This window comes from Ralstonia soli, assembly GCF_023955655.1.
GTDB classification, from domain to species: Bacteria; Pseudomonadota; Gammaproteobacteria; order Burkholderiales; family Burkholderiaceae; genus Ralstonia; species Ralstonia soli.
Genome location: NZ_JAMXHT010000004.1, coordinates 207,571 through 230,770, shown reverse-complemented (window position 1 = coordinate 230,770; position 23,200 = coordinate 207,571). Strand labels below are relative to the sequence as shown.

Genomic DNA, 23,200 nt, shown 5'->3' with positions numbered 1-23,200 from the left:
AACGTCGAGTCAAGCCATGCAAGCGAACCTCAGCCAGGCAGCCACCGCTGCGGCCGCCAACGAAGAGATCGTGCAATGGAGTGCGATCGAGCTGTCCAGGCACATCCACGCGCGCGATGTGTCGTGCGTGGAGGTCATGGAAGCGTTTCTCGCGCAGATCGATCGTCACAATCCGTCGGTGAATGCCATTGTGGCGCGCATCGATGCAGAGTCCGCCATCGATCAGGCGCGCCAGCGCGACGTGCTGCTCTCGCAAGGCCTGTCGGGCGGCTGGATGCACGGCTTTCCGCAAGCGCCCAAGGACTTGGCGGCCACCGCCGGCATTGCAACGACGATGGGCAGTCTGGCCATGGCGCGCAACGTGCCGACGCACGACAGCATCGTCGTCGAGCGCATCCGCCGCCAGGGTACGGTGCTGATCGGCAAGACCAACACGCCGGAGTTCGGTCTGGGTTCGCACACCTATAACGGCGTGTACGGCATCACGCGCAACGCGTGGAACCCCGAGCGTTCCGCTGGCGGCAGCAGCGGTGGAACGGCAACGGCGCTGGCCATGCAGATGCTGCCCGTAGCCGACGGCAGCGACATGATGGGTTCGCTGCGCAATCCGGCCGCCTGGAACAACATCTACGGCCTTCGCCCCAGCCTCGGGCGTGTGCCCTATGGCCCGGCCATCGACGGCTTCTTTCAGCAACTGGGCACCGAAGGCCCGATGGCCCGCAACCCGGAAGACCTCGCCTGGTTGCTCGCCACGCAGGCCGGCTACGACCCACGTGCGCCGCTGTCGTTGAGCGACGATCCGTCGTGTTTCACGAAACCGCTTTACCGCGATTTCCGGCATGCCCGCATCGGGTGGCTGGGCAACTTTGGGGGCTACCTTGCCGTCGACCCCGAAGTCCTGGCCGTCAACGAGCAGGCGCTGGACATGTTCGAAACGCTGGGCTGCCACGTCGAGACCGTACAGCCCTTCTTCGCGATGGATGCGCTGTGGGAATGCTGGTGCACGCTGCGTTCACTGATCGTGTCGGGCAACCTGGGGCCGCTGTATGCCAACGCTGCTACGCGCGACCTCCTCAAGCCCGAGGCCATCTGGGAAATCGAACACGGCCGCAGCCGGACGTCGATCGATATCAACCGCGCCGCAACGACGCGCGGCAACTGGTACCAGGCGCTGCTGAACCAGTTTGGGCAATACGACTTCCTCGTTCTGCCCTGTACGCAAATCGCGCCGTTCCCGGCAGAAGAACATTGGCCGCGCACGGTGGCCGGTCGCAGCATGGACACGTATCACCGCTGGATGGAGGTCGTGATCGGGGCAACGCTGGCAGGTGTGCCGGCAGCGAGCCTGCCGTCGGGTTTCACAGCCGATGGCCTGCCACTGGGCCTGCAGGTGCTGGCCCCGCCCCGCTCCGACTTCGCCCTGCTGCAACTGGCCTCGGCATGGCACGAGGCCTGTGCGCCAGCACGCAGGGTATCGCCGCTGCTGGGCTGATTTCCCCCGGCTATTCGGCCGCCTGCAGATCAGCGATCACCGCCGCCAGGAACCGTGCCGCTTCGCCCCCAGTGGCGACACGATGGTCGAACGTCAGGCTCAGCGGCAGGACGCGATGGATTGCCGGCACCCCGTTGGCCGCCACCACCTGCTCGTGGATGCGACCGGCGCCGAGGATGGCCACCGTGGGCGGCACGACAATCGGCGCCGCGTACTTGCCCGCGATCATGCCGAAGTTCGATAGCGTGATCGTGTTGCCGCGCAGCTCTTCCGGCGGGATCTTGCGGGCCTTGATGTCGGCGCGCATGCGTTCCAGACCCGCGCGCAAGTCGGCGGCATCCCGATGCGCCACGTCGCGCAGCACGGGCACGAACAGCCCGTCGGGCAAATCCACGGCGATCCCCAGGTCGATCTTTTCCACCACGTGACGGCGCCCCGCGTTGCCATCAAACCAGGCATTGAGTCCGGGCTCGGCGCGGCAGCCAGCAACCAGCGCACGGATCAGGCGGATGGTCACGTCCGTGCCGGGTACCCAGGCGTGGATGTCGGCGTCGTCGATGACGGTGGCGGCGGCCACTTCGTTCTGCGCGCGTGCCATGTTCTGCGCCATGGCGCGGCGCACACCGCGCAACACCTCGGGCGGGCCGAGTTCGGCAAAGGTCTTGGCGGCGCGCTCGACGTCGGCGGCAGTGACCACGCCGTCGGGCCCCGATGGCGTGACCATCGACAGATCGACATCGAGCTTGCGTGCCAGCGCGCGAACCGCCGGCATTGCCTTCACCCCGCCGCCAGAGGCGCCACCACCGCCCCCTACTGCGGCCGGCGCCTCGCGCACGACATGCTGGCCAGCTGGCATCTGGCCGACCACCGTGCCTGCATCGGCATCTTCCGCGCCAGCACCTTCGAACGCCACCAGCGGCGCGCCAATGTGCACGATGTCGCCCGGCTGGCCGAACAGCTTGGCAATCCGCCCCGATTGCGGCGATGGAATCTCGACAATCGCCTTGGCCGTCTCGACCGACACCAGCGGCTGGTCAGCCTGGATATCGTCGCCCGCCTTGACGTGCCATTGCACGATCTCCGCTTCCTGCAACCCTTCGCCGAGGTCCGGCAGTTTGAAGACGATCATCGCTTAGCTGCCCTCCATTGTTTTCCTGACCGCCGCGATGATGCGCGCGACGCTCGGCAGGGTGTGATGCTCGAGCCGGGGCAGCGGCATAACCACGTCGTAGCCGGTCACGCGTTGCACCGGTGCCAGCAGCGAGTACAGACCGTGCTCTGCAATGTTGGCAGCGATCTCTGCGCCGAAGCCCGACGTGCGCGCCGCCTCATGCACGATCACGCATCGGCCCGTTTTGGCCACCGATGTCAGGATCGAGTCCATATCCAGCGGCTTGAGCGTGGCCACGTCGATTACCTCTGCGGCGATGCCGTCTTCGGCAAGACGATCCGCGGCGGCCAGGGTTTCCTGCAGCGCCCCGCCCCAGCTCACCAGTGTCACGTCGGTGCCGTCGCGCAGCAGGAAGCAGGTGTCCAGCGGCAGTGCTTGGCCGTCGTCCTCCACCGGCTGGCGGAACACGCGGTAGAGCTTGGTCGGCTCGAAGAACATCACCGGATCGGGGTCGCGGATGGCGGCCAGCAGCAGTCCATACGCCCGCGCCGGCGAGGACGGCACCACCACGCGCAGCCCCGGAATGTGTGTGAACAGCGCTTCCGGGTTTTCCGAGTGGTGCTCCGGAGCGTGAATGCCGCCGCCGCTTGGGGAGCGGATCACCATCGGGCACGACAGCCGCCCGCGTGTGCGGTTGCGCAGCCGCGCCGCGTGGTTTAGCACGTGGTCCAGCGCCGGATAGATGAAGCCGCTGAACTGGATTTCGACCACGGGCCGCAGCCCCATCGCTGCCATGCCGATGGCGGTGCCGGCCAATGCCGTTTCCGCCAATGGGCTGTCAATCACGCGCTGCGGACCGAAACGCGCCTGCAGGCCCACCGTGGCGCGAAACACGCCACCATTCACGCCGATGTCTTCGCCCATCAGCACAACGGATGGGTCGTGCTCCAGCGCATGCGCCAGCGCCATGTTCACCGCTTCTACCAGGTTGACGTCAGCCATGGTCAGCCCCGTTGGAAGCAAACGCCAGCGCCATGGCGCGCTGCCATTCGAGCGCGGCGGGCAACGTCGCATACAGGTGATCGAACATCGCGGAGGGGGCCGGGTATTCAACCGCCTGGTACGCGGCCACGGCTTCCTCCACCTGGGCATAGCACGCGCGCCCGAGCTGCTCTTCCTGAGCCTTGTCCCAAGCGTTGATGCTTGTCAGGTAGTTGCGCAGCCGCAGGATGGGTTCGGTCTGCCACGCCTGTTTGACGATGTCGGAGTCGCGGTAGCGTGTGGCGTCATCCGCCGTGGTGTGGTCGCCCAGGCGGTACGTCACGGCTTCGATGAGTGCGGGGCCGCCCCCTGCTCTTGCGCGATTGATCGCGTCTTGCGCGGCTTGCCGCACGGCAATCACGTCGTTGCCGTCGACCTGCAGGCCGGGGATACCTGCGGCGATGGCCTTCTGCGCCAGCGTCTGCGCAGCGGTCTGGCGGCTGCGCGGCACCGAGATCGCCCACTGGTTGTTGTTGATGACGATCACCAGTGGCGCGTTCCACACGCCCGCGAAGTTCATGCCTTCATAGAAATCGCCGCGCGACGTGCCGCCGTCGCCCAGGATGGCGACCGCCACCCGCGCCTCGCCGCGCAACTGGAATGCATAGGCTGCGCCCGCCGCGTGGCAGACCTGGGTGCCGATCGGCACGCAATTGGGAAAATCCTCTGGGACGGCGCTGAACTGGCTGCCGCGCTCATCGCCGCCCCAGTACAGCAGGCTCTCCGCCATGGTGACGCCGCGCAGCAATTGCGCAGCGTGGTCGCGGTAGGACGGAAACAGCACGTCTTCTGGGCGCATGGCGCTCGCCAGCCCCACGCCAATCGCCTCTTGCCCGACAGACGACGCGAAGGTGCCGAGCTTGCCCGTGCGCTGCAGCGCAACCGCCTTGGCGTCAAACGCGCGTGTGAGCACCATGGCGCGATACAGCGCGATCAGCGCCTGCGCGTCCTGTGCAAATGCCGGCAATGGCTGAACCGGCTTGCCCTCACGATCGAGGTATTGCAGGAAATCGATCTGAAAGCTGCCGACTGTGGTCATGGCTGCAGCCCCCTCGTCTTCTTGTGGAAGTGGGACGTCTGCCGCGGAGTTGCCCGCGTGCGTTCTCTTTCCACACTAGACGCTGCCCGCCCGAAAACAAGCCCAGCCTTTCGGCTGAGTCGAGTGCTCCGCTTGCGTTTTTGCGATGCAGCGAAGCGAGTTCCAAGCCTGGGAAACACCCGCCCCCAGCGGCCACGTCACAGTTTTCAACGAGCTAGGTAACACAACTCAAGACCATCGAAAAAGCGTGACACGACAATGGCTTTCCACTTTTTCAAGGAGCCAGGATGTTCTCCGATTGCCACGAACGCATCGCGCAGCTCAAGGCGCAAGACGCCCAATTTTCCAGGCTGGTCCGGCGCTACGACGCGCTGAATCAACATGTCCGCAACATGGAATCCGCCAAGGCCAGACCGGCCCTGCCCGTGCTGACCAGGCTCAAGCGCGAGAAGCAAGCGCTGGAGGGCGAACTGCGCGCCATCCTGCAAACGGCCGTCTAGGCTGAACTAATCGATCAGCCGCCCATCGGGTTCGAAGAACGGGTGCGGGCCATCGAAGTTGCCCACATACGCCAGATGGCTCACCAGCCCCTGACCCGGCACCCAGGCATGCACCTTGTAGGCGGGCGGTTCCATCACAAAGCCGGGTTCCCCCTTCGGATCAAGATCGAGCGCCACCTGATGCGCCGGTGACGGACACGTCGACGCCACCGTGCCGGCAAAGCGCACGTCGATGGCGCGGTGCAGATGGCCGCAGAGGATCCGTTCGACATTGCCGGCGGCACGCACGATCTGCGCGAGCGGTGCGATGTCGTCTTCAGCCAGCGATTGCACGTCCATGTGCCGGATGCCCGTGGCAAACGGCGGGTGGTGCATGGCGATGACGGTGGGGCGCTGCGTTTCCTGCGCCAGCGTATCGGCCAGCCAGTCAAGCCGCCGCACGCCCAGGCGGCCGCCGGGGTGGCCGGTGTCCAGCGTGTCGAGCGCGATCAGGCGCACGTCGCCGATGTCGGTCCAGTACTGGAAGGCGTTGGGGTCCTGCGCCTCAGCCGGAATGGGCGCGAGCCAATCGGCAAACGCTTCGCGCGCGGCCTCACGGCCATCGTGATTGCCGAGTACCGGCAGCATGCGAATGCCGGCGGCATCCAGCGGTGCAAGCACGGCGCGCAGGTGCGCATATTCCTCGGGCGCACCGGCATCGACCAGGTCGCCCGTCAGCACAATCACCGCTGGCCGCTCAGCCTGGGCGAGGATATGCGCGACGCAGCGCGCCAGATAGTCGGCGGAATCCACGCGCCGGTAGGCCAGTCGCCCGGGCCGCTTGATATGAAGATCGGTCAGTTGCAGGAAATGCATCAGGCTTGCAAAGTCAGAAGGCGGTCAGCGGGCACGTCGAAGCCGACCGCGTGGCCCGGCGCAAAGTGCTGGCGCCCGGGCACATCGATGAACAATGGCGTGGCCGACACGCCCGCCACACGCACGCGGGTGCGGAAGCCGAGAAACACAGCTGATTCCACCGTGCCCCTGAGCGCTGCGTGCGCCGGATCGGCCAGCACCGCATCTTCCGGGCGGAAGAACACCACATCGTTTCCATCCTTGCCCTCACCTCCCAACACGGGCACGCGACCGCCGGTACAGACGAACACGCCATCCCGTCGTAGGCCATCGAGCCGGTTCATGATGCCGATGAAATCCGCCACATGCCGGTTGGCCGGCTGGAAGTAGATCTCACGCGGCGTGCCGATCTGCGCGATGCGTCCGGCGTCCATGACGACAATGCGATCGGCCAGCGCCATCGCCTCTTCCTGATCGTGCGTGACATAGATGGTGGTGATGCCGAGGCTGCGCAGCAGGCGGTCCATCTCGGCGCGCACGGATTCGCGCAGCTTGGCGTCAAGTGCCGTGAGCGGTTCATCGAGCAGGAGCACGCGCGGCTCAGGTGCCAGGGCGCGAGCCAATGCAACGCGTTGACGCTGGCCGCCGGAGAGCTGATTCACACCACGATCCGCATACGGCGTGAGATGCATCATTTCCAGCAGCGTGTCGGCACGGGCGCTGATCTGCGTGTCAGACAAGCCGTTCTGCCGGCGCTGGATGCGCAGGCCGTATTCCACGTTGCCGCGCACGCTCAGGTTCGGGAACAGCGCGTAGTTCTGGAACACCATGCCGACGCGGCGGCGCTCGATCGGGCGCGCGGTGACGTCCTCGTCGCCAAAATGCACGGTGCCACCGGCATCCGGCGCTTCCAGCCCGGCGACGATGCGCAGCGTGGTGGTTTTGCCGCAGCCCGAGGGGCCGAGCAGTACGACGGTCTCGCCGGCTGCGATGTCGAGGTCCATCGACTCCAGCACGCGTTGGCCGCCAAAGTGTTTGCCGCAGCCGCGCAGGCGGATCGGCACGGGTGCCAAATGAAGGGGTTCGTTGTTCATCAGGAAGCCTTTCCGTTGTTCACGCGCAGACCGCCAAAGCGCTGCATCAGCACCAGCAGCGGCACGATCATGACGAAGAAGATCAGCGTGTAGGCGCTGGCAATCTCCAGCCGCATCGACGCATAGGTGTCAGCCAGGCCGACCGGCAGGGTTTTGGTTTCGGGCGTGTGCAGCATCCACGTGAGGTTGAACTCGCCCACCGAGAGCGTCACCACCGTCAGCGCACCGGCCAGGATGCCGGGCTGCACATTCGGCAGCACGATGGTGCGAAAGCGCTGAGCGAACGTTGCACCCAGACTGGCGGCGCCCTCCTCCAGCGTCTTCAGGTTCTGCCCCGACGCCACGGCCGCCACCGAGCGCACCATGAACGGCAGCGTGAACACCACGTGCCCCACCACGATGAACCACAGGCTCTCGCGAAAGCTACCAAAGCCGCCGTACGCCACGATCAGCCCCAGCGCCGTCGCCAAGCCAGGCAACGCCACGGGCAGCGTCAGGAATTCTTCGATCAGGCGGCTCGTGCGGCTCTGGCGGCGGGCCAGCACATAGCCGGCCGGCACGCCTGCCGCGAGCACGATCACCAGCGTACACAGCGCCACCAGCAGCGACATCCAGATCGACGCGTGATACATGTCCCACACCTGCGCGACCCAATCCAGCGTCCAGCCGCTCTTGAAGCCGCGGATGTAGTTGCGCGTCAGGCCCACGGCCATCGACAGGACGACCGGCACGATCAGGAAGAGGCACAGCAGGACAGTGATGAGCCACTGAGCAAGGGATAGCGCGCGCTTCATGCTGCCGCTCCAGTAGGGCTGCCGCTCGCTGTGCGCGCAATCGCCAGCACCAGCCACGTCACGACACCCAGCACGACCGACAGCGCCGCCGCCATCGCAATGCCTGCGTTGAGGGTGAACTCGGTATAGATCGTCATCGGCAGCACGTCGATATCGGTGGCAAGCGTGAAGGCCGTGCCGAACGCGCCCATCGACGTGGCAAAGCAGATGGCCCCCGAGGCGATGAGCGCGGGCGCCAGCCCCGGCACCAACACGTCGCGCGTCACCTGCCAAGACGATGCGCCCAGCGAGCGCGCCGCCTCTTCCAGCGAGCGGTCGAGCTTTTCCGCCGCCGCCATCACCGTCAGCACCACACGCGGAATCGAGAAATACAGATAGCCGAGAAACAGGCCGCCGATGGAATAGGCGAAGACCCATTTCTCGCCGATGAGCTTGTGCGTGACATCGCCCAGCAGGCCCTGGCGGCCGGCCAGCAGGATCACCATGAAGCCGACCACCACGCCCGGAAACGCCAGCGGAAACGTCAGCATGGCGGTAATCATCCGCTTGCCCGGCACGTCGTGGCGTACAAGAAACAGCCCCGCAATGGTCGAAAGTACAAGCGTGGCTAGCGTGACCGCCGCCGACAGCACCACCGTCGAAAACAGGCTGCCGAGGTAGCGCGACGTGGTGAGTGCCGCCGTGTACGTGGCAATCACGCCCTCGCTGCCGCTCACGCGCAGCAGCGCGGCCATCGGCAGCAGCCAGAACGCGCAGAACAGCGCGACGGCCGGTGCCAGCAGCGCCACCCGCCACCGTGCGGGCAGTACCGCATCGTCGGGCAAGGTGGTTCGGGTGACGGTGCTCATGCTCAGCGCACCTCGTTCAGATAGCGCGTGCCGAATGCCTGCTGGCCGGCTGCCATCTTGTTGAAGTCGACCGTCTTGGCGCGGGCATATTCGCTGGCGGGCAGGAAGCGCGACGCGGCTTCCTTGCTCATGGCATTGGCGCGCACCGGGCGCAGGTAGGCGTTGGCCCACAGCGTCTGGCCCTCGTCGGACAGCACGAAGTCGAGCACCTTCTTGGCGTTGTCCGCATGCGGCGCGCCGGCGGTCAGGCTCATCACGTAGGGCACGGCAATCGTGCCTTCCTGCGGGATCACGAACTCCACGTTGGCGTGATCCTTGTACTTGGCGCGGTAGGCGTTGAAGTCGTAGTCGAGCAGGATGGGGATTTCACCCGCCACAACGCGGGCGTAGGCCGTCTGCTTCGGCACGATCGGCGCGTTCTTCTTCAGTTGCTTGAACCACTCGATGGCCGGGCTGAAGTTGTCCAGCGTGCCGCCCAGCGCCTGGTTGACCGCCACGGCGCCTACGTAGCCGACGAAGGCGCTGCTCGGGTCCAGGTAGCCGACCATGCCCTTGTATTCGGGCTTGAGCAGGTCTTTCCACGAACGCGGCACGGGCTTGCCTTCCAGCGCATCCTTGTTGACGAAGAAGCCCAGCGTGCCGGAGTGGATCGAGAAGAACGCGCCGTCCGGGTCTTTCATGCCGGCGGGAATGTCGTCCCAGTGCTTGGGCTTGTAGTTGGCGACCAGGCCCTTCTCCTTGGCCTGATACGCGGACGTGATGCCCAGGTAGGCCACATCGGCCACGGGGTGCGATTTTTCGGCCAGCATCTGCGCGATGGCCTGGCCGGAGTTCTTGTTGTCGAACGGCACGGTGATGCCGGTCTTTTCCTTGATGGCCTTGATCTGGCTGGCCCAGTCGGCCCATTCCGGCGGGCAGTTGTAGCAGATGGCGATCTGCTGGCCGGCCGGCTGAGCCTGCACCGGTGCGGCGGCAGCCAATGCGCCAGCAGCCACGAGGCCGCATGCACGCAGCCATTGAACGAGACGTTTCATCGAGACGCTCCTTGCGTATCAGACGTGAGGGAAGAAACAACGGAGAGAGGGGCTTCGGCCGGCGCCTTGGCCAGCGTGCCGCCCGCGAGCAGCCGGTGCGGCAACGTGATCGACGGCACCACCTCGCCGGCGATGCGGCGGGCCAGCGCCTGGGCGGCATCCGCCCCGATGCGCCGATGCGGCTGCGCGACCGTCGCCAGCGTGGGCGAGAGCCACTGCCCCATCGCCAAGCCGTCGAAACCGACCACACTGACGTCTTCAGGCACGCGCAGGCCCATTTCGCGCAGCGAACGGATCGTGAGCAGCGCCAGGCGGTCATTGCTGCAGAAGATGGCGGTCGGACGCGGCGGCGCTAGCAAGCGGGCCAGTTCGGCCGGCAGCATGGCGTCGGCGTTGAAGTCGATTTCGATGGGCGGTTGCGGGGCGATGCCGGCAGCTTCCAGCGCCTCCCGATAGCCGTCGTGGCGCAGCGCCGCGCGGTCAGACGCCGCCAGCGTGCCAGTCAGCATGCGGACCTGCCGATGCCCCTGTTCCAGCAACGCGCGGATGGCGTCGCGGGCGGCGGCGCGGTTGTCGACCGTCACGCTGCATCGCCCGGGAATGCGTGCCTGGCCGGCGGTTTCGTTGTAGGCCAGCACATAGGGCACGTGCTCGGCGTCCAGCCGATCGAGGTGCGGGTTGGCGGCCGCATCGGCCACCGTCAGGATCAGGCCGTCGACGCGTTGCTCAAGCATGGTTTCGATGGCGCGGGCTTCGCGCTCGCGGTCATAGGCGGTGGTCATGAGCATCACGCGCTGGCCGGTGACGGACGCGGCTTCCTCGATGCCCTGCATGCATTCGGCAAACACCGGGTTGGACAGCGACGGCAGCACCACACCCAGCAAGCCGGTGCGTACGGCGCGCAGTTGGCGGCCCAGCGCATTCGGACGGTATTGCAGCGCGTCCATGGCGGCCTGCACGCGGGCGAGCGTCGACGCACTCACCCGTTCCGGCGTATTGACCGCACGCGACACCGTCGCGATCGAGATGCCGGCATGCGAGGCCACATCCTTGATGCTGCTTCCCACAGCGCCTCCGCAGAATTTGTAAACGTTTACATCCTAGGCACCCGGAGTGACCGTTTCATGACAGTCGATGCTGCGCTGCAGCAGCTCCCGCAATGCAGCATCACGAGATTCGTATACCGGCCTGGCATGGCAAAGTTACAAAGCTCGCATATGCTTCTTACGAAAAACGGGCAAGCGGAGTGCGCCAATGCGCGCGCGGCGGCATGGCCCACTTGCTGCTGTGCTGTTCCCGCTGCCCGTCCTGGAGATGCCATGCGCGTATTGCCTGTATTCGATGTGCCCGCCACCGCCTTGCCTGCGTTGATGCAGCAATACGGCGTGGTGCGAGCGCAATCCCTGGCCCTGGCCGCGCCGCTGTCCGACGCCGACGCCACAGTCCAGTCGATGGACGACGCCAGTCCCGCCAAATGGCACCTCGCCCATACGACGTGGTTTTTCGAAGAGTTCATCCTCGGCCCGAATGTTGGCCAAAGCGTGCCGGGCTATCGCTCGCCCAATCCGCGCTACCGCTACCTGTTCAATTCGTATTACGAGACGGTGGGTGCCCGGCACCCGCGCCCGCAGCGCGGCATGCTCACGCGCCCGACGCTCGATGAAGTGCGCGCCTATCGCGCCCATGTCGACGCGGCCATGCACCAACTGCTGGCCGACGGCGTGACGGATGACCTCGCCCGCCTGATCACGCTGGGCTTGCACCACGAGCAGCAGCACCAGGAGCTGCTCCTGACGGACCTGCTCCACCTGTTTGCGCAGAATCCGCTGTGTCCCGCCTATGCCGAGACGCCTCCGCTGCGCGTGCACGCGACATCAGTGCAGCCGGAGTGGGTCAACTTCCTGGGCGGCGCCGTGCAGATCGGCCAGACAGCTTCCGGCAGCGATTTCATGTTCGATTGCGAAGGCCCGCGCCACACCGTCTGGCTGGAGCCTTACGCGCTCGCCACGCACCCCGTCACCAACAGGGAGTGGCTTGCCTTCATGCACGACGGCGGCTATCGGCAGCCCATGCTATGGCTATCCGACGGCTGGGCCTGGGTGCAGCGCGAAGGCATCGACGCCCCACTCTACTGGCGCGCTGGCATGGACGAGGCGGAAGGCTGGCAGCAGATGTCGCTGCATGGCCTGCAGCCGGTGGATCTGGATGCGCCCGTCACGCACGTCAGCTTTTACGAAGCTGACGCCTATGCCCGCTGGGCCGGCGCGCGCCTGCCTACTGAGGCCGAATGGGAGCACGCCGCGGAAGGCCTGCCCGTGCTGGGCAACTTCGCCGGCCGGGGCGCCTTGCGCCCGCTGCCGGACCACGGCATCACCGAGACCGGCAGCCTGCGTCAGATGTTCGGGGATGTGTGGGAGTGGACCGCCAGCCCCTATGGCCCGTACCCGGGGTTCGAGCCCGCCGAAGGCGCCGTGGGCGAATACAACGGCAAGTTCATGTGCAGCCAGATGGTGCTGCGCGGCGGGTCGTGTGTATCGCCCGAAGGGCATCTGCGAGCGACGTATCGCAACTTCCTCTATCCGCACCAGCGATGGCAGTTCACCGGGGTGCGGTTGGCTCGGCGGGCGTGATACGCATCACGCCCGGCTGCCATTGGGCGAGCGCCTAGCGATTGCTGTCGAACAGCATGTTGGTGGGGGTGCCGACCGTGTCCGGGCTACGGGGTGCGGCAGCGGCCGGCTTGGCTGGCGGCATTGGCGTTGGCACATCGGGCGCGGCGGATTTGCCTGCCTGAGCGGCTGGAACCGCGGCGGTCGGCGCTGCTGGCGTCTGGGCGGGCGCCGGCTTGGCGCCCTGCTCGGCCAGCTTGCGGCGGCGCGATTCCAGCCCAGCGGCAATCTCATCCTGGTGATACCGCTTGGCAAAGTCGATCACATCCATCTTCTGCTGGTTGCGCAGGTTCATGTCTGCGCCTTCGTCCAGCAGCAGCTTGACGGTGGTGATGTGGCCGCCCATGGCCGCCATCATCAGCGGCGTGGTGGCGTTGGGGCTTTCCGCATCGATGTAGGCGGCGTGGTCGATCAGGTATTTGACGATGTCGTCATACCCGTTGGTGGCGGCGTAGTGCAGCGCGGTCCAGCCCGTCTTGTTGACCTCCACGTCGTACGTTTCCACCATCAGCTTCACGATGGGCAGCAGGCCCTGGTAGGCGGCCATCATCAGCGCGTTCTCGCCGGCGGCATTGGTGCGCTCGAAATCGATGCCCTTGGCGCGCATCAGCGCCTCGGCCACTTCGACGTTCTTGTCCTTGAGTGCATCCACCAGCAGCGGTGTGCCGTCACGCGTGTTCAGGTTCGGGTCGACACCCTGCGCGACGTACTTCTGCACCAGCACCGGCCGGTTGTACTCGACGGCCGCGCGCAGATCATCCTGCGGCGAGGCGAATGCGGCGCCCGACAGCACCATCGCCAACGCGCCGGCGAGCGCGATATTTCTCATTTTTTGCTTCAAGTTATCGCGGTATTGCATTGAATAGATTGAAGAAATTCTCAGTCGTTGTGCCGGCGATGCGGTCCAGCGGTTCGCCGCGCAGCGTGGCCAGGAATTCACCCACGTGCCGCACGTAGGCCGGCTCGTTCGTCTTGCCGCGGAACGGCACCGGCGCCAAGTATGGCGAATCGGTTTCGATCAGCATGCGATCCAGCGGCACTTTCTTCGCGGTTTCCTGCAGGTCGACGGCGTTCTTGAACGTGACGATGCCCGAGAACGAGATATAGAAACCCAGGTCCAGTGCGGCCTTGGCCACGTCCCAGCTTTCAGTAAAACAATGCATGACGCCACGTGCCGCCTCGGCGCCCTCCTCGCGCATGATGGCCAGCGTATCGTCCGCTGCGGATCGCGTGTGGATCACCAGCGGCTTGCCGGTCTGCTTCGACGCGCGGATATGCGTGCGGAAGCGATCGCGCTGCCATTCCATGTCGGCCACGGTGCGATCACCCAGGCGGTAGTAGTCGAGGCCCGTCTCGCCGATGCCGACCACGCGCGGGTGATCGGCCAGCGACAGCAGACGCTCCAGCGTGGGCTCTTCAATGCGGGTGCCTTCTTCAATATCGGCTTCGGCATCGGGGTGCACGCCCACCGTGGCGTACACGTTCGGCTCCTGCTCGGCGATTTCCAGCACGCTCGGAAAGTCTTCCAGCGTGACGGAGATGCACAGCGCGTGGGTGACGCGGTTCTCGCGCATGCGTGTCAGCAACTCAGGCAGACGCGCTCGCAAGTCGGGGAAATTGATATGGCAGTGGGAATCGACAAACATCGAATAATCAGGAGGTTACGGCGCAAACCTGATGCGCCGTATCAAAAAATATCAAAGGGTTTGGGTCGGCCGCTGAGAGTTGATCTGCTTGCCGAGCAGCTCTTCGATCACACGGCGCAGCACGCGGCAGGGCTCGTCTTCACCGAAATGCACGCCGATGCCTGGCGTCTTGGCAGGCGTACCCACCGGCGTGATCCAGGCCACCTTGCCAGCCACCTGGTACTTCTGCGGGCGATCCAGCAGCGACAGCACGAGGAAGACCTCCTCGCCAATCCGGTACGGGCGCTGTGTCGGCACGAAAATGCCGCCGTTCTTCAGGAACGGCATATACGCGGCGTGCAGGCCAGCCTCGTCCTTGATGGCCAGCGAGACGATGCCTGGACGGGTCGGCGTACCGGTGGGCGTACCCAGCGCGGGCGTACCAGGTGTGACGGGGGTGCCGGGCGTACGAAGAGGTGCAGTGCTCACAGGGTTTCCACGGAGTGCAGACGTTCAGGTGCAGGTTCGGATTCAGGCAGCCGGAAAGAGCTGCCGGTAATCCAGCAAAAGGCTTTCGATGACGAGCCGCGCGGCCAGCGGATGCTGTTCGGTACGGCGCCGCTCCGGCAAGGCACGCGCGAAACGTTCCAGGCGGTCCAGCGGGATGGCGCTCGCGCAGCGCTGCAACGCATCGCGCTGCGCCGGAAAGTAGCGCGGACGCCCAGCCAACCGTGCCGCCATCAGGTCAAAGACCCATCGGTGCATGGTACTGAGAACGGCAGGCACCGACAATTTCTGTACGTGCTCGGCGGCGGCCAGCGCGTCCAGCTTTGCACCTTGGCCAAGCTGTTCGAGCAGGAATTGCAGCAGCGGGCGGTCTTCGGACTCGGCGGCTGCCAGCGCGGCCAGCGGTGCGTTGCCAAACTCGGCCAGCAGACTCTGGGCGTGCGGCACGCCTTGCTGCTCCAGCCATTGGCGTGCGGCCTCGGGCTGCGGTGGCTGCAGCGGAAACTGCCGGCAGCGCGACAGGATGGTCGGCAGAATGCGGTCGATACGGTCCGTCACCAGCAGGAAGACGGTGTTCTGCGGCGGCTCTTCCAACGTCTTGAGCAGCGCGTTGGCGCCTTCAGTCTGCAGCGCGTCGAGCGGATACAGCACCACCACGCGCAGCCCGGCCCGGTGCGTGCCCACCCCCACTGCCTCGATCAGGTTGCGCACCTGTTCCATGCGGATGATCTTGCTGGGCGCCTTTTTCTTGCCTTCGGCATCCTTCTCCGTCTCGGGCGCGTCTTCCATGGCTTCGGGGCGCACGAGATGGAAATCCGGATGGTTGCCCTGGGCGAACCAGTTGCAGGCTGCGCACGTGCCGCACGGCTGACCGTCAGCGGCCGGTGTGTCGCACAGCAGGCCCTGCGCGAAATGCATGGCGAAATCGCGCTTGCCGGTGCCGGCCTGACCGCCCAGCAGGATCGCGTGCGGCAGCTTGGCCCGCATCGCTTGCAGGCGGGACCAATCAGCGGATTGCCAGGGATAAAGCATCATGAATCAATGGGTTGCGTCAGATTGTTGATGCGAATTCGCGTCGTGAAACCATTATTTCCGTATCAGAAATTGCCTGCAAAATCAGAGCGTTGCAAGCAGATTCTCCAAGTCTTTCTGAATATCGGCGCGATCCCGATTGGCGTTGAGCACGACAAACCGACCCGGCTCGGCCGCGGCGCGGCGCAGGTATTCGGCGCGCGTGCGCAGGAAGAATTGGGCGGACTCGGCTTCAAATTTGTCGGGCGTGCGGGCATCGGCCAGGCGTGCAGCCGCAATTTCCGGAGCCAGATCGAAGAGGATGGTCTTGGTCGGCTGCAGCCCTTGCTGCACCCAGCGCTCCAACGCTTCGAGCCGGTCCAGGCCTAAGCCCCTGCCCCCGCCCTGATAGGCGAAGGTTGCGTCGGTGAAGCGGTCGGAGATGACCCAGTCGCCGGCATCGAGCGCGGGCTGAATCACCTCGGCGATGTGCTCGCGGCGGCTGGCGAACATCAGCAGCGCTTCGGTTTCCAGGTGCATGCGTTCGTGCAGCAGCACCTCGCGCAGGCGCTCGCCCAGGGGGGTGCCGCCCGGCTCGCGGGTGACGACCACCTTTTTGCCCTGGGGCGCCAGCCTGGCTTGCAACTGCTGCGCAAACCACGCGATGTGCGTGCTCTTGCCCGCGCCGTCGATGCCTTCGAATGTGATGAATTTGCCGGTCATGGTTGGCCGCGCTGGTATTTGTTGACAGCCCGGTTGTGGTCCGTCAGGTTGGAGGAAAACTGGCTGCTGCCGTCACCGCGCGCCACAAAGTACAGCGCGTCGGACGGCGCCGGGTTCAGCGCCGCCTGCAGCGACGCCATGCCCGGCAGCGCGATTGGCGTGGGCGGCAGACCGATGCGCATGTAGGTGTTGTACGGCGTGTCGGTCTGCAGATCGCGCTTGCGCAAGTTGCCATCAAAACCCGCCCCGATGCCGTAGATGACCGTCGGGTCCGTCTGCAGCAACATGTTTTTGCGCAAACGGTTGACGAACACGGCGGCAATCATCGGACGCTCCAGCTTCTGGCCGGTCTCCTTCTCGATGATGGAGGCCATGGTCAGCGCCTCATACGGCGTCTTGTATGGCAAATCGAGCGCACGCTTGGCCCAGGCGTCGTTCAGGCGCTTCTGCATGGCTTGGTAGGCGTGGCGGTACAGCTCCACGTCGCTGCTGCCGCGGGCGAAGAGGTAGGTATCGGGGAAGAACAAGCCTTCCGGGTTGGCCTCGGGCGCGCCGATCTTGCGCATCAGGTCGGCGTCGGACATGCCGGCCGTGTCGTGCTTGAGCGCGGGCTCGGCGTCGACCACGGCGCGCATCTGCCGCATGTTCCAGCCTTCAATGACGGTGACGACGTAGTGCGTGACTTCGCCGCGTGCCATCTTGTCGAGAATGGACAACGGCGTCGCGCCGATTTCAAGCGAATAACCGCCAGCCTTCAGGCTCTTGGCATTGCCCGTGACGCGCGCCACCAGCGAAAACAGCTGCGGTTGCACGCCCACACCGCCATTGGCGAGTTGCTTACTGACCGAGATCACGCTCGAGTTGGGCTTGATCACCACCTCCAGCGGCGAGGCCGCGAGGCTCACCGGTTGCTGGGCCCACCACACCACACCGCCTGCTGCTACCAGCGCAATCAGGATCGCCAGCAGGAACAAGCGTTTGAGAAAAGAGAGCATTGTGTTGCGAATCCGCGTGTGGAATCGGCCGGCACCGGCGATTTCCGCACTCTTGAAATGGATAGACAGGGCACAAACGGCCCTTCAGACAGCCCAATATAATACCGGGTCAAACCTAGGCCGCCCGCACACCATGAATGATGTCTTTCACGATTTCGTCGATACGCTGAGCTTCCCGCCGCTCGACGTACAGTTTGACGCCGCCACGCGCGGTAGCGTGCTGTCCGCACCGACCGATCTTGCCCGCATCGCCGTCGAAGGCGCCGATGCCGCCGAATTCCTCCATAACCAGCTCACCAACGCCGTCACGTCCCTGGGGCTGGATCAAGCGCGCCTGGCAGGCTACTGCTCACCCAAGGGCCGCCTGCTTGCCACGCTGCTGATGTGGCGCCAGGCCGATACGATCGTCCTGCAGACCGACAAGCTGATCGCGCCCACGCTCACCAAACGCCTGTCCATGTTCGTGCTGCGCGCCAAGGCCAAGCTGCGCCCGATGGACGAGTTCATCGCCATCGGCGTCGCCGGGCCGGATGCGGCGGAAGCGCTGCGCGAAGCCGGTGCCGTGCTGCCTGAGCCCGATGCCGCGAGCGCCATTTACGCGGTGGCGCAGCAGCCTGCCACGGTCGGCCAGCAGGTCGGCGCGGTCATCCGCCTGCCCGACGCCGACGGCCGCCCGCGCTACCAATGGATGGTGCACGCCGAGCACTTCCAGCACGCCTGGAAGACGCTGTCGTCGCGCCTGTCGCTGGTCGGCACCGAGGTGTGGGACTGGATGGGCTTGCAGGCGGGTGTACCGCACATCACCCTGCCGACGCAGGAGCAATTCGTCCCGCAGATGGTGAACCTGGAGCTGCTGGGCGGCGTCGATTTCAAAAAGGGCTGCTACCCCGGCCAGGAGATCGTCGCGCGCAGCCAGTATCGCGGCACGCTCAAGCGGCGCATGCAGCGTGCGCACGTGAACGCACCCACCTCTGCCGGCGCCGAAGTCTTTAGCGCGGCCGATCCGAGCCAGCCGTGCGGCATGGTGGTCAACGCAGCCATGGCGCCGGATGGCGGCACCGATCTGCTGGTCGAACTGAAGCTGGACGCGCTGGACACCGTCATCCACCTGGCCACAGCGGACGGCCCGGTGCTGACGTTGGAGAGCCTGCCGTACGTCATCCCCGTCGCAGAAAACGCCTGACACCGGACACCCATCATGGCCGATCACCTGTTCGTCTACTTCCGCATCGCCGAGCGCGACGCTGCGTCCGCCCTGCCGCGCTGGCAACGCTGGCTCGATACCGTGGAAGAGGCGACCGGCGTGGCGGGCGCGCTGATGCGCCGCCCGGAAGTGCGCGATGGCCAGGCTACGTGGATGGAGTCCTACAACGACGTCCCGCCCGCTTTTGCCGCCACGCTGGCTGGCCTGTGGGAAACCGGCGGCCCGCGTGAATTCGTGGCGGGCGAACGCCATGCGGAGTTGTTTGTCGATCTGGAAAACGGCTGACTGCGCACTGCCGCAATCGGCATCGCAAAAATCCGGCAGGCTGCTATGCTTGGCCGAAGCCCGCGCAACACAGGTCGTCACATTGACCATTGGCCGTTCGTTGCGCGGCATGTTCAAAGGAAGTGCTCATGTGTTTGATTCTCACGGCCTGGCACGCCCACCCCGCCTACGCGCTGGTGGTGGCCGCCAACCGGGACGAATTCTATGACCGCCCTGCCGCGCCGCTGGCGTGGTGGAGCGACGCGCCCAACGTGCTGGCCGGACGCGACCTGGCCCAGGTGGTCGGCCACGCAGGTACGTGGATGGGCATGACGCGCGATGGCCGCTTTGCCGCGCTCACCAACTACCGCGCACCGTCCGAGCGCCGCCCCGATGCGCGCTCGCGTGGGGAACTGGTCTCCAATTTCCTCGCGGCAGACGACGTCTCGATCCCGGCCTATCTCGATGGCCTCGCGGCGCGCGACCGCGCCTACAACGGCTACAACCTGCTGACCGCCACGCGTGACGAACTCTGGTGGACGAGCAACCGCGCCGAAGCGCCGCGCAAGCTCGCGCCCGGCCTGTATGGGCTGTCCAACGCACTGCTCGATACGCCGTGGTTCAAGGTGCGGCACCGCATGGCCGCCTTTGCCGAAGCGCTGGCCGCCGACACGGGCCGGCATGGCAACGCGCTCGATGTGGCCCGCTATCTCGATCTGCTGTCCGAAACGCGGGAAGCCCCGACCGGTGCCCTGCCCGCCACGGGCGTGGCGCCGGAGTGGGAAAAGCTGCTCTCTGCCGCGTTCATCCGCTCACCACGCTACGGCACGCGTGCGAGCACCGTGGTGCGCATCCGCCACGACGGCTGCTTCGATGTGACCGAGCGCCGCTTCGACGCCCGGGGCCAGATTGGTGAGACGCGCTACCTCGGCGTGCTCAATACCGTCACGCACGCCAATACCTAAGTCCTACGACAAGCGGCGTACAACTCAGGCCGCTTCCTGCTTGGTAGCGGCGAGCTGTTCCTCTTCCATTTCGGTGATGGCCGCGCCGCCCGGGCGCAGCGCCGAGTGCTCGCGCTTGGAGTGCACCAGCGGATAGAACATCTGCGCCGTCCACGGTTCGGCGCCAAACAGCGCGTCGTCCTGCAGACCGATCTGCGCAGGGTACTTGCGCGTGATGTGGGCCGTGCCGAACAGCACATCCCAGAAGAACAGCAGGTTGCCGAAATTGCCCTTGTAGTGGCCGATGCCATCGGCATTGGTGAGCGCATGGTGCGCCCAGTGCGTGGCCGGCGTGGAAATCGTGCGTTCGATCACCCACATCAGCGGACGCAGCGCACGGATGCGATACAGCGGCGCGTCCCACGGCCACGCGCAGTGCGCACCGATGATGACGGCCAGCTTGACCACCAGATACGCCGCATACACGGGCCCAAAGCCCAGGTACACCGCCACGCCGCCGATCCACAGGCCCGGCATCATCAGGTAGTAGAAGAAGTTGTTGCGGTACGTGATGCGCACGCTCATGTACGAAGCGCTGTGATGCGCGCGGTGCAGCGGCCACAGCAGCGGCGTGTGCGAGGCGCGGTGCCACAGGTATTGCGTCAGATCGTCGCCGATCAGCAGCAGCCCGGCCATGGCCCACCACGGGAGCTCTGCCCAAACATTGTGCTGCGCCGGGATGAGCCAGTTGCACAGCGCGTTGCTGCCCAGCAGCGCAATCGGCTGCGTCACGGCGAGCAGGCTGATGAACATGAGCGCCTCAAGCCAGGCGTCGTTGGCCGTTGCGCGGCCGCGCACGTTGGCCTGATAGCGCCGGCTGATGAATTCCATGGCCGTAAAGCCAAGAAGGCAGGCGACGATCAGGGCGTGCTCCATGTGCGAACTCACGGGGTGTCTCCTCGCATTGGATGTGTTGTGCAGATGATGCTAGGAGTGGCAACTCAATGCGTCCAATGCATAATGGACATCCATTCAATGCACGGGACGCAACGCCATGGATCTGCGCCGCCTGAATCACGTCGTCGCGCTGGCTGACACGCTGCACTTTGCTCGCGCCGCAGAGCAGGTCTACCTGAGCCAGCCCGCCTTCAGCCGCAGCATCCAGGCCATCGAGGAGGATCTCGGTATCCGCCTGTTCGATCGGGAAACAGGAGATGTGCGCCCCACCCCTGCCGGTGAATTCGTCATCGAGCGCGCCCGGCGGCTGCTGTTCGAGGCACGTTGCCTGCAGCGCGATGTCGATCTCTATCGCGACAGCCAACTGGGCGACACGGCCTTCGGCGTGGGGCCGCTGCTTACAGCCACACTCATGCCGCAGGCGCTGCGCGAGTTGCGGCAGCAGCATCCGCAAGTGGCGCTGCGCATGGAAGTGGGCAACTGGATGCAATTGCTGGAAAGCCTGCGCAGCGAGAGCATCGAATTTTTCGCCGCCGACGTGCGCGACATGCCCAAAGACGCGGCGCTCGACATCCAGCCCATCGGAGGCCAGCCGCCGCATCTGTACGCACGGGCGGGACATCCGCTGACCGCGCGTAAGCATACGCTGCAGGAGGTATGGGAATACGGCATTGCCGTGCCGAAGCTGCTGAGCCCGTCCAAGCTGGATCTCGCGATGTTGCTGGGCCTGCCCGCCGGCCAGGAGGCCAGCATTGCGCTGGAGTGCGACAACTACGGCGTGCTCAAGACGGTGGCCCTCACCACGGATACCGTGCTGGGCGCAACAGACGCTGCAGTGCAGGAAGAGTTGGAGTCCGGCACGCTGGTCCGACTGGCGGTGAAGGGCTGGTTGTCGCCGCCTTCCACCACGGGCATTGTGCGGTTGCGCGGCAGGACCGCATCGCCGGCAGCGCAGGCGGCCATTGCAGCGATTATGCGGGCCGCCCAGGCGATCAACGTATAACCGGCCTACAGGACGCGGCGCATGGTCCGGTGCGGAATGCCGGCCTCTTCAAACTCCGCGCCCTCAGCCGTAAAGCCGGCGCGCACATAGAACGGCATCGCGTGGGTTTGCGCGTTCAGGATCAGCTCGGGGTAACCGAGCGAGCGGGCTTTGTCGATCAGCGCTTCCAGCACGCGCGCGCCAACGCCGGTGCCGCGCGCCTCCTTGCGCACCGCCATGCGTCCGATATGGCCATCGGGCAACAGACGGCCGGTGGCCACTGCGCGACCGGCCGTATCACGCGCCAGCGCATGCCAGCACTGGTCGTCCCATTCGTCCCATTCCAGTTCGACGGGCACGCCCTGCTCGATGACAAACACGTCGTAGCGGATGGCGCGGGCGTCTTCACGCACGGCGTCCCAGCGGTCGACTTGAACGCCGGCAAGGGGATGGACAGATTCGGGAGCAGTCATATTTCGGGGTTCAGTGCTTCGAAAATCGGGATGGGATCAACTCACTCGGCCTCGGTGCCGAATGCGCGGCGCAGCGCGTCGGCGGCATCGCGGTGTGCGTCTTCTACTGCCGGCACAAAGCGGCCGATCTTGAAGAAGTCGTGGATCATGCCTTCGTACAGCTTCAGTTCGACGGGCACCTCTGCCGCGCGCAGTTTGTTCGCGTAGCCGATGCCGGCATCGCGGATCGGGTCGAAGCCCGCAACCGCGATCCATGCGGGGCACACGCCGGTGACATCGGCGCCGTGACCGCCGGCATCCAGTGGAGCGAAGCGCCAGTCGTCACGGTCGGCATCGGTGCGCAGGTACTGCGAGAAGAACCAGTGGATCATCTCCTGCGTGAGCAGATAGCCCTCGGCAAATTCACGATGCGATGCAGTGCTCTCGCGCGCAGTGGTGCCAGGGTAGATCAGCAGTTGCAGGACCGGTGCAAGGCCGCGGTTGCGTGCCTCGATCGCCGTGACAGCGGCCAGCGTACCGCCCGCGCTGTCGCCACCGAATGCGATGCGCGCGGGGTCGGCGCCGATGATGGCCGCTTCATCGAACACCCACTGCAGTACGTCGAAGGCGTCGTTCGCTGCGGTGGGGAATTTCCAGTCGGGCCCCAGCCGATAATCGACCGACAACACCATCGCCCCGGACTTGGCTGCAAGTGAGCGGCAAAGCTGATCGTGCGTCTTGATGCTGCCCACGGTGAAACCACCGCCGTGGAAATACACCAGCAGCGGCAGCGGATCGGCCCAGCTTGCCTCGCGCGCGGCATACGTGCGGATGGGAATGACATAGCCATCGCGCGCCGTGATTGTCAGGTCATGCACCGATTCCAGCGGAATGGCCGGGATGTCGACAATGGGACTGCTCTTTTCGTAGGCGATCTTGGCGTCGGCTGGGTCCAGCGCATTCAGTGGCGGCCGCTTGGCACGCGCCACCAGATCGAGCAACTGGGCGACGTGCGGGTCGAGAGACAGGGACTGCATGAGGGCGTTAACTGAACGATCGTTCTAATTTGGCTATTATCAG

At 65.6% G+C, this 23,200-nt stretch carries 25 protein-coding genes; 7 read left to right on the top strand and 18 right to left on the bottom strand.

Going from position 1 to position 23,200, the window contains the following annotated elements:
- Positions 1 to 16: 16 nt before the first annotated feature.
- Complete coding sequence (locus NG900_RS11295; RefSeq protein WP_252680188.1) at positions 17 to 1,492, top strand: amidase; 1,476 nt, start codon at positions 17 to 19, stop codon at positions 1,490 to 1,492.
- Positions 1,493 to 1,502: 10 nt separating this feature from the next.
- Here NG900_RS11295 and NG900_RS11290 read toward each other — a convergent pair whose 3' ends face one another.
- From NG900_RS11290 to pdhA, 3 genes are read right to left on the bottom strand one after another with little or no spacing between them, the layout of a single operon-like run.
- Positions 1,503 to 2,621, bottom strand: coding sequence for a dihydrolipoamide acetyltransferase family protein (locus NG900_RS11290; protein WP_252680186.1), 1,119 nt, complete (start codon positions 2,619 to 2,621; stop codon positions 1,503 to 1,505).
- 3 nt (positions 2,622 to 2,624) lie between these two features.
- Positions 2,625 to 3,605, bottom strand: coding sequence for an alpha-ketoacid dehydrogenase subunit beta (locus NG900_RS11285; RefSeq protein WP_252680184.1), 981 nt, complete (start codon positions 3,603 to 3,605; stop codon positions 2,625 to 2,627).
- Entirely contained in the window at positions 3,598 to 4,683 is a 1,086-nt protein-coding gene (gene pdhA, locus NG900_RS11280; protein WP_252680182.1) for a pyruvate dehydrogenase (acetyl-transferring) E1 component subunit alpha, read from the bottom strand. Before pdhA ends, NG900_RS11285 begins: the two co-directional genes overlap by 8 nt.
- Before the next feature lie 287 nt (positions 4,684 to 4,970).
- Here pdhA and NG900_RS11275 point away from each other — a divergent pair, with 287 nt between their 5' ends.
- The gene (locus NG900_RS11275) at positions 4,971 to 5,183 is read left to right on the top strand and encodes an HP1242/YdcH family protein (protein ID WP_252680180.1); all 213 of its coding nucleotides are present in this window, start codon (positions 4,971 to 4,973) and stop codon (positions 5,181 to 5,183) included.
- A gap of 6 nt (positions 5,184 to 5,189) precedes the next feature.
- Here the strand turns inward: NG900_RS11275 and NG900_RS11270 are convergent, their stop codons facing one another.
- Genes NG900_RS11270 through NG900_RS11245 form a run of 6 tightly spaced genes read right to left on the bottom strand, consistent with a single transcriptional unit; the run spans position 5,190 to position 10,854 of the window.
- Entirely contained in the window at positions 5,190 to 6,038 is an 849-nt protein-coding gene (locus NG900_RS11270) for a phosphodiesterase (RefSeq protein WP_252680178.1), read from the bottom strand.
- Positions 6,038 to 7,111, bottom strand: a complete 1,074-nt coding sequence (locus NG900_RS11265) for an ABC transporter ATP-binding protein (protein ID WP_252680176.1) — start codon at positions 7,109 to 7,111, stop codon at positions 6,038 to 6,040. Before NG900_RS11265 ends, NG900_RS11270 begins: the two co-directional genes overlap by 1 nt.
- Positions 7,111 to 7,905, bottom strand: a complete 795-nt coding sequence (locus NG900_RS11260; RefSeq protein WP_252680174.1) for an ABC transporter permease — start codon at positions 7,903 to 7,905, stop codon at positions 7,111 to 7,113. The genes NG900_RS11265 and NG900_RS11260 overlap by 1 nt, the downstream gene beginning before the upstream one ends.
- On the bottom strand, positions 7,902 to 8,753 hold the full coding sequence (locus NG900_RS11255) for an ABC transporter permease (protein WP_252680172.1): 852 nt from the start codon (positions 8,751 to 8,753) through the stop codon (positions 7,902 to 7,904). The genes NG900_RS11260 and NG900_RS11255 overlap by 4 nt, the downstream gene beginning before the upstream one ends.
- A gap of 2 nt (positions 8,754 to 8,755) precedes the next feature.
- Positions 8,756 to 9,787: an ABC transporter substrate-binding protein gene (locus tag NG900_RS11250; RefSeq protein ID WP_252680170.1), complete on the bottom strand. Its 1,032-nt coding sequence runs from the start codon at positions 9,785 to 9,787 to the stop codon at positions 8,756 to 8,758.
- Positions 9,784 to 10,854: a LacI family DNA-binding transcriptional regulator gene (locus NG900_RS11245; RefSeq protein WP_252680168.1), complete on the bottom strand. Its 1,071-nt coding sequence runs from the start codon at positions 10,852 to 10,854 to the stop codon at positions 9,784 to 9,786. Before NG900_RS11245 ends, NG900_RS11250 begins: the two co-directional genes overlap by 4 nt.
- Before the next feature lie 252 nt (positions 10,855 to 11,106).
- Here NG900_RS11245 and egtB point away from each other — a divergent pair, with 252 nt between their 5' ends.
- Positions 11,107 to 12,417, top strand: coding sequence for an ergothioneine biosynthesis protein EgtB (gene egtB / locus NG900_RS11240; protein ID WP_252680166.1), 1,311 nt, complete (start codon positions 11,107 to 11,109; stop codon positions 12,415 to 12,417).
- A 34-nt stretch (positions 12,418 to 12,451) separates the two neighbouring features.
- Here the strand turns inward: egtB and NG900_RS11235 are convergent, their stop codons facing one another.
- The 6 genes from NG900_RS11235 to mltG form a co-directional block, all read right to left on the bottom strand.
- On the bottom strand, positions 12,452 to 13,315 hold the full coding sequence (locus tag NG900_RS11235; protein WP_252680164.1) for an ankyrin repeat domain-containing protein: 864 nt from the start codon (positions 13,313 to 13,315) through the stop codon (positions 12,452 to 12,454).
- On the bottom strand, positions 13,299 to 14,102 hold the full coding sequence (locus tag NG900_RS11230) for a TatD family hydrolase (RefSeq protein ID WP_252680162.1): 804 nt from the start codon (positions 14,100 to 14,102) through the stop codon (positions 13,299 to 13,301). Before NG900_RS11230 ends, NG900_RS11235 begins: the two co-directional genes overlap by 17 nt.
- Positions 14,103 to 14,153: 51 nt before the next feature.
- Positions 14,154 to 14,570 (bottom strand): PilZ domain-containing protein, encoded by a 417-nt coding sequence (locus tag NG900_RS11225; RefSeq protein WP_420804144.1) that lies wholly within the window; start codon positions 14,568 to 14,570, stop codon positions 14,154 to 14,156.
- Positions 14,571 to 14,612: 42 nt separating this feature from the next.
- A complete protein-coding gene (locus NG900_RS11220) occupies positions 14,613 to 15,623 on the bottom strand; it encodes a DNA polymerase III subunit delta' (RefSeq protein WP_252680160.1) in 1,011 nt (336 codons plus the stop codon).
- 81 nt (positions 15,624 to 15,704) lie between these two features.
- On the bottom strand, positions 15,705 to 16,322 hold the full coding sequence (gene tmk / locus NG900_RS11215) for a dTMP kinase (protein ID WP_252680158.1): 618 nt from the start codon (positions 16,320 to 16,322) through the stop codon (positions 15,705 to 15,707).
- Entirely contained in the window at positions 16,319 to 17,317 is a 999-nt protein-coding gene (gene mltG, locus NG900_RS11210) for an endolytic transglycosylase MltG (RefSeq protein WP_252680156.1), read from the bottom strand. Before mltG ends, tmk begins: the two co-directional genes overlap by 4 nt.
- 133 nt (positions 17,318 to 17,450) lie before the next feature.
- On the opposite strand from mltG, the gene ygfZ reads away from it, so the two are divergent.
- The 3 genes from ygfZ (at position 17,451) to NG900_RS11195 (ending at position 19,750) form a co-directional block, all read left to right on the top strand.
- The gene (ygfZ, locus tag NG900_RS11205) at positions 17,451 to 18,500 is read left to right on the top strand and encodes a CAF17-like 4Fe-4S cluster assembly/insertion protein YgfZ (protein WP_252680154.1); all 1,050 of its coding nucleotides are present in this window, start codon (positions 17,451 to 17,453) and stop codon (positions 18,498 to 18,500) included.
- A gap of 15 nt (positions 18,501 to 18,515) precedes the next feature.
- Entirely contained in the window at positions 18,516 to 18,806 is a 291-nt protein-coding gene (locus NG900_RS11200; protein ID WP_252680152.1) for a DUF4936 family protein, read from the top strand.
- 128 nt (positions 18,807 to 18,934) lie between these two features.
- The gene (locus NG900_RS11195; RefSeq protein ID WP_252680150.1) at positions 18,935 to 19,750 is read left to right on the top strand and encodes an NRDE family protein; all 816 of its coding nucleotides are present in this window, start codon (positions 18,935 to 18,937) and stop codon (positions 19,748 to 19,750) included.
- A gap of 24 nt (positions 19,751 to 19,774) precedes the next feature.
- On the opposite strand, the gene NG900_RS11190 is transcribed toward NG900_RS11195, so the two are convergent.
- A complete protein-coding gene (locus NG900_RS11190; protein ID WP_252680148.1) occupies positions 19,775 to 20,677 on the bottom strand; it encodes a sterol desaturase family protein in 903 nt (300 codons plus the stop codon).
- Between the two features lie 106 nt (positions 20,678 to 20,783).
- Here NG900_RS11190 and NG900_RS11185 point away from each other — a divergent pair, with 106 nt between their 5' ends.
- Complete coding sequence (locus NG900_RS11185) at positions 20,784 to 21,689, top strand: LysR family transcriptional regulator (protein ID WP_252680145.1); 906 nt, start codon at positions 20,784 to 20,786, stop codon at positions 21,687 to 21,689.
- Positions 21,690 to 21,694: 5 nt separating this feature from the next.
- Here NG900_RS11185 and NG900_RS11180 read toward each other — a convergent pair whose 3' ends face one another.
- Positions 21,695 to 22,141 carry a GNAT family N-acetyltransferase gene (locus NG900_RS11180; RefSeq protein ID WP_252680143.1) on the bottom strand — a complete coding sequence of 149 codons (447 nt, stop codon included), beginning with the start codon at positions 22,139 to 22,141 and terminating at the stop codon, positions 21,695 to 21,697.
- A 41-nt stretch (positions 22,142 to 22,182) separates the two neighbouring features.
- Positions 22,183 to 23,157 (bottom strand): alpha/beta hydrolase, encoded by a 975-nt coding sequence (locus NG900_RS11175; protein ID WP_252680141.1) that lies wholly within the window; start codon positions 23,155 to 23,157, stop codon positions 22,183 to 22,185.
- Positions 23,158 to 23,200: the final 43 nt, after the last annotated feature.

Bases quoted from the DNA above. Each gene is read 5' to 3' on its own strand.
- NG900_RS11295 (WP_252680188.1), top strand. From the start codon at position 17: ATGCAAGCGAACCTCAGCCAGGCAGCCACCGCTGCGGCCGCCAACGAA.
- NG900_RS11290 (WP_252680186.1), bottom strand. From the start codon at position 2,621: ATGATCGTCTTCAAACTGCCGGACCTCGGCGAAGGGTTGCAGGAAGCG.
- NG900_RS11285 (WP_252680184.1), bottom strand. From the start codon at position 3,605: ATGGCTGACGTCAACCTGGTAGAAGCGGTGAACATGGCGCTGGCGCAT.
- pdhA (WP_252680182.1), bottom strand. From the start codon at position 4,683: ATGACCACAGTCGGCAGCTTTCAGATCGATTTCCTGCAATACCTCGAT.
- NG900_RS11275 (WP_252680180.1), top strand. From the start codon at position 4,971: ATGTTCTCCGATTGCCACGAACGCATCGCGCAGCTCAAGGCGCAAGAC.
- NG900_RS11270 (WP_252680178.1), bottom strand. From the start codon at position 6,038: ATGCATTTCCTGCAACTGACCGATCTTCATATCAAGCGGCCCGGGCGA.
- NG900_RS11265 (WP_252680176.1), bottom strand. From the start codon at position 7,111: ATGAACAACGAACCCCTTCATTTGGCACCCGTGCCGATCCGCCTGCGC.
- NG900_RS11260 (WP_252680174.1), bottom strand. From the start codon at position 7,905: ATGAAGCGCGCGCTATCCCTTGCTCAGTGGCTCATCACTGTCCTGCTG.
- NG900_RS11255 (WP_252680172.1), bottom strand. From the start codon at position 8,753: ATGAGCACCGTCACCCGAACCACCTTGCCCGACGATGCGGTACTGCCC.
- NG900_RS11250 (WP_252680170.1), bottom strand. From the start codon at position 9,787: ATGAAACGTCTCGTTCAATGGCTGCGTGCATGCGGCCTCGTGGCTGCT.
- egtB (WP_252680166.1), top strand. From the start codon at position 11,107: ATGCGCGTATTGCCTGTATTCGATGTGCCCGCCACCGCCTTGCCTGCG.
- NG900_RS11235 (WP_252680164.1), bottom strand. From the start codon at position 13,315: ATGCAATACCGCGATAACTTGAAGCAAAAAATGAGAAATATCGCGCTC.
- NG900_RS11230 (WP_252680162.1), bottom strand. From the start codon at position 14,102: ATGTTTGTCGATTCCCACTGCCATATCAATTTCCCCGACTTGCGAGCG.
- NG900_RS11220 (WP_252680160.1), bottom strand. From the start codon at position 15,623: ATGATGCTTTATCCCTGGCAATCCGCTGATTGGTCCCGCCTGCAAGCG.
- tmk (WP_252680158.1), bottom strand. From the start codon at position 16,322: ATGACCGGCAAATTCATCACATTCGAAGGCATCGACGGCGCGGGCAAG.
- mltG (WP_252680156.1), bottom strand. From the start codon at position 17,317: ATGCTCTCTTTTCTCAAACGCTTGTTCCTGCTGGCGATCCTGATTGCG.
- ygfZ (WP_252680154.1), top strand. From the start codon at position 17,451: ATGAATGATGTCTTTCACGATTTCGTCGATACGCTGAGCTTCCCGCCG.
- NG900_RS11200 (WP_252680152.1), top strand. From the start codon at position 18,516: ATGGCCGATCACCTGTTCGTCTACTTCCGCATCGCCGAGCGCGACGCT.
- NG900_RS11195 (WP_252680150.1), top strand. From the start codon at position 18,935: ATGTGTTTGATTCTCACGGCCTGGCACGCCCACCCCGCCTACGCGCTG.
- NG900_RS11185 (WP_252680145.1), top strand. From the start codon at position 20,784: ATGGATCTGCGCCGCCTGAATCACGTCGTCGCGCTGGCTGACACGCTG.
- NG900_RS11180 (WP_252680143.1), bottom strand. From the start codon at position 22,141: ATGACTGCTCCCGAATCTGTCCATCCCCTTGCCGGCGTTCAAGTCGAC.
- NG900_RS11175 (WP_252680141.1), bottom strand. From the start codon at position 23,157: ATGCAGTCCCTGTCTCTCGACCCGCACGTCGCCCAGTTGCTCGATCTG.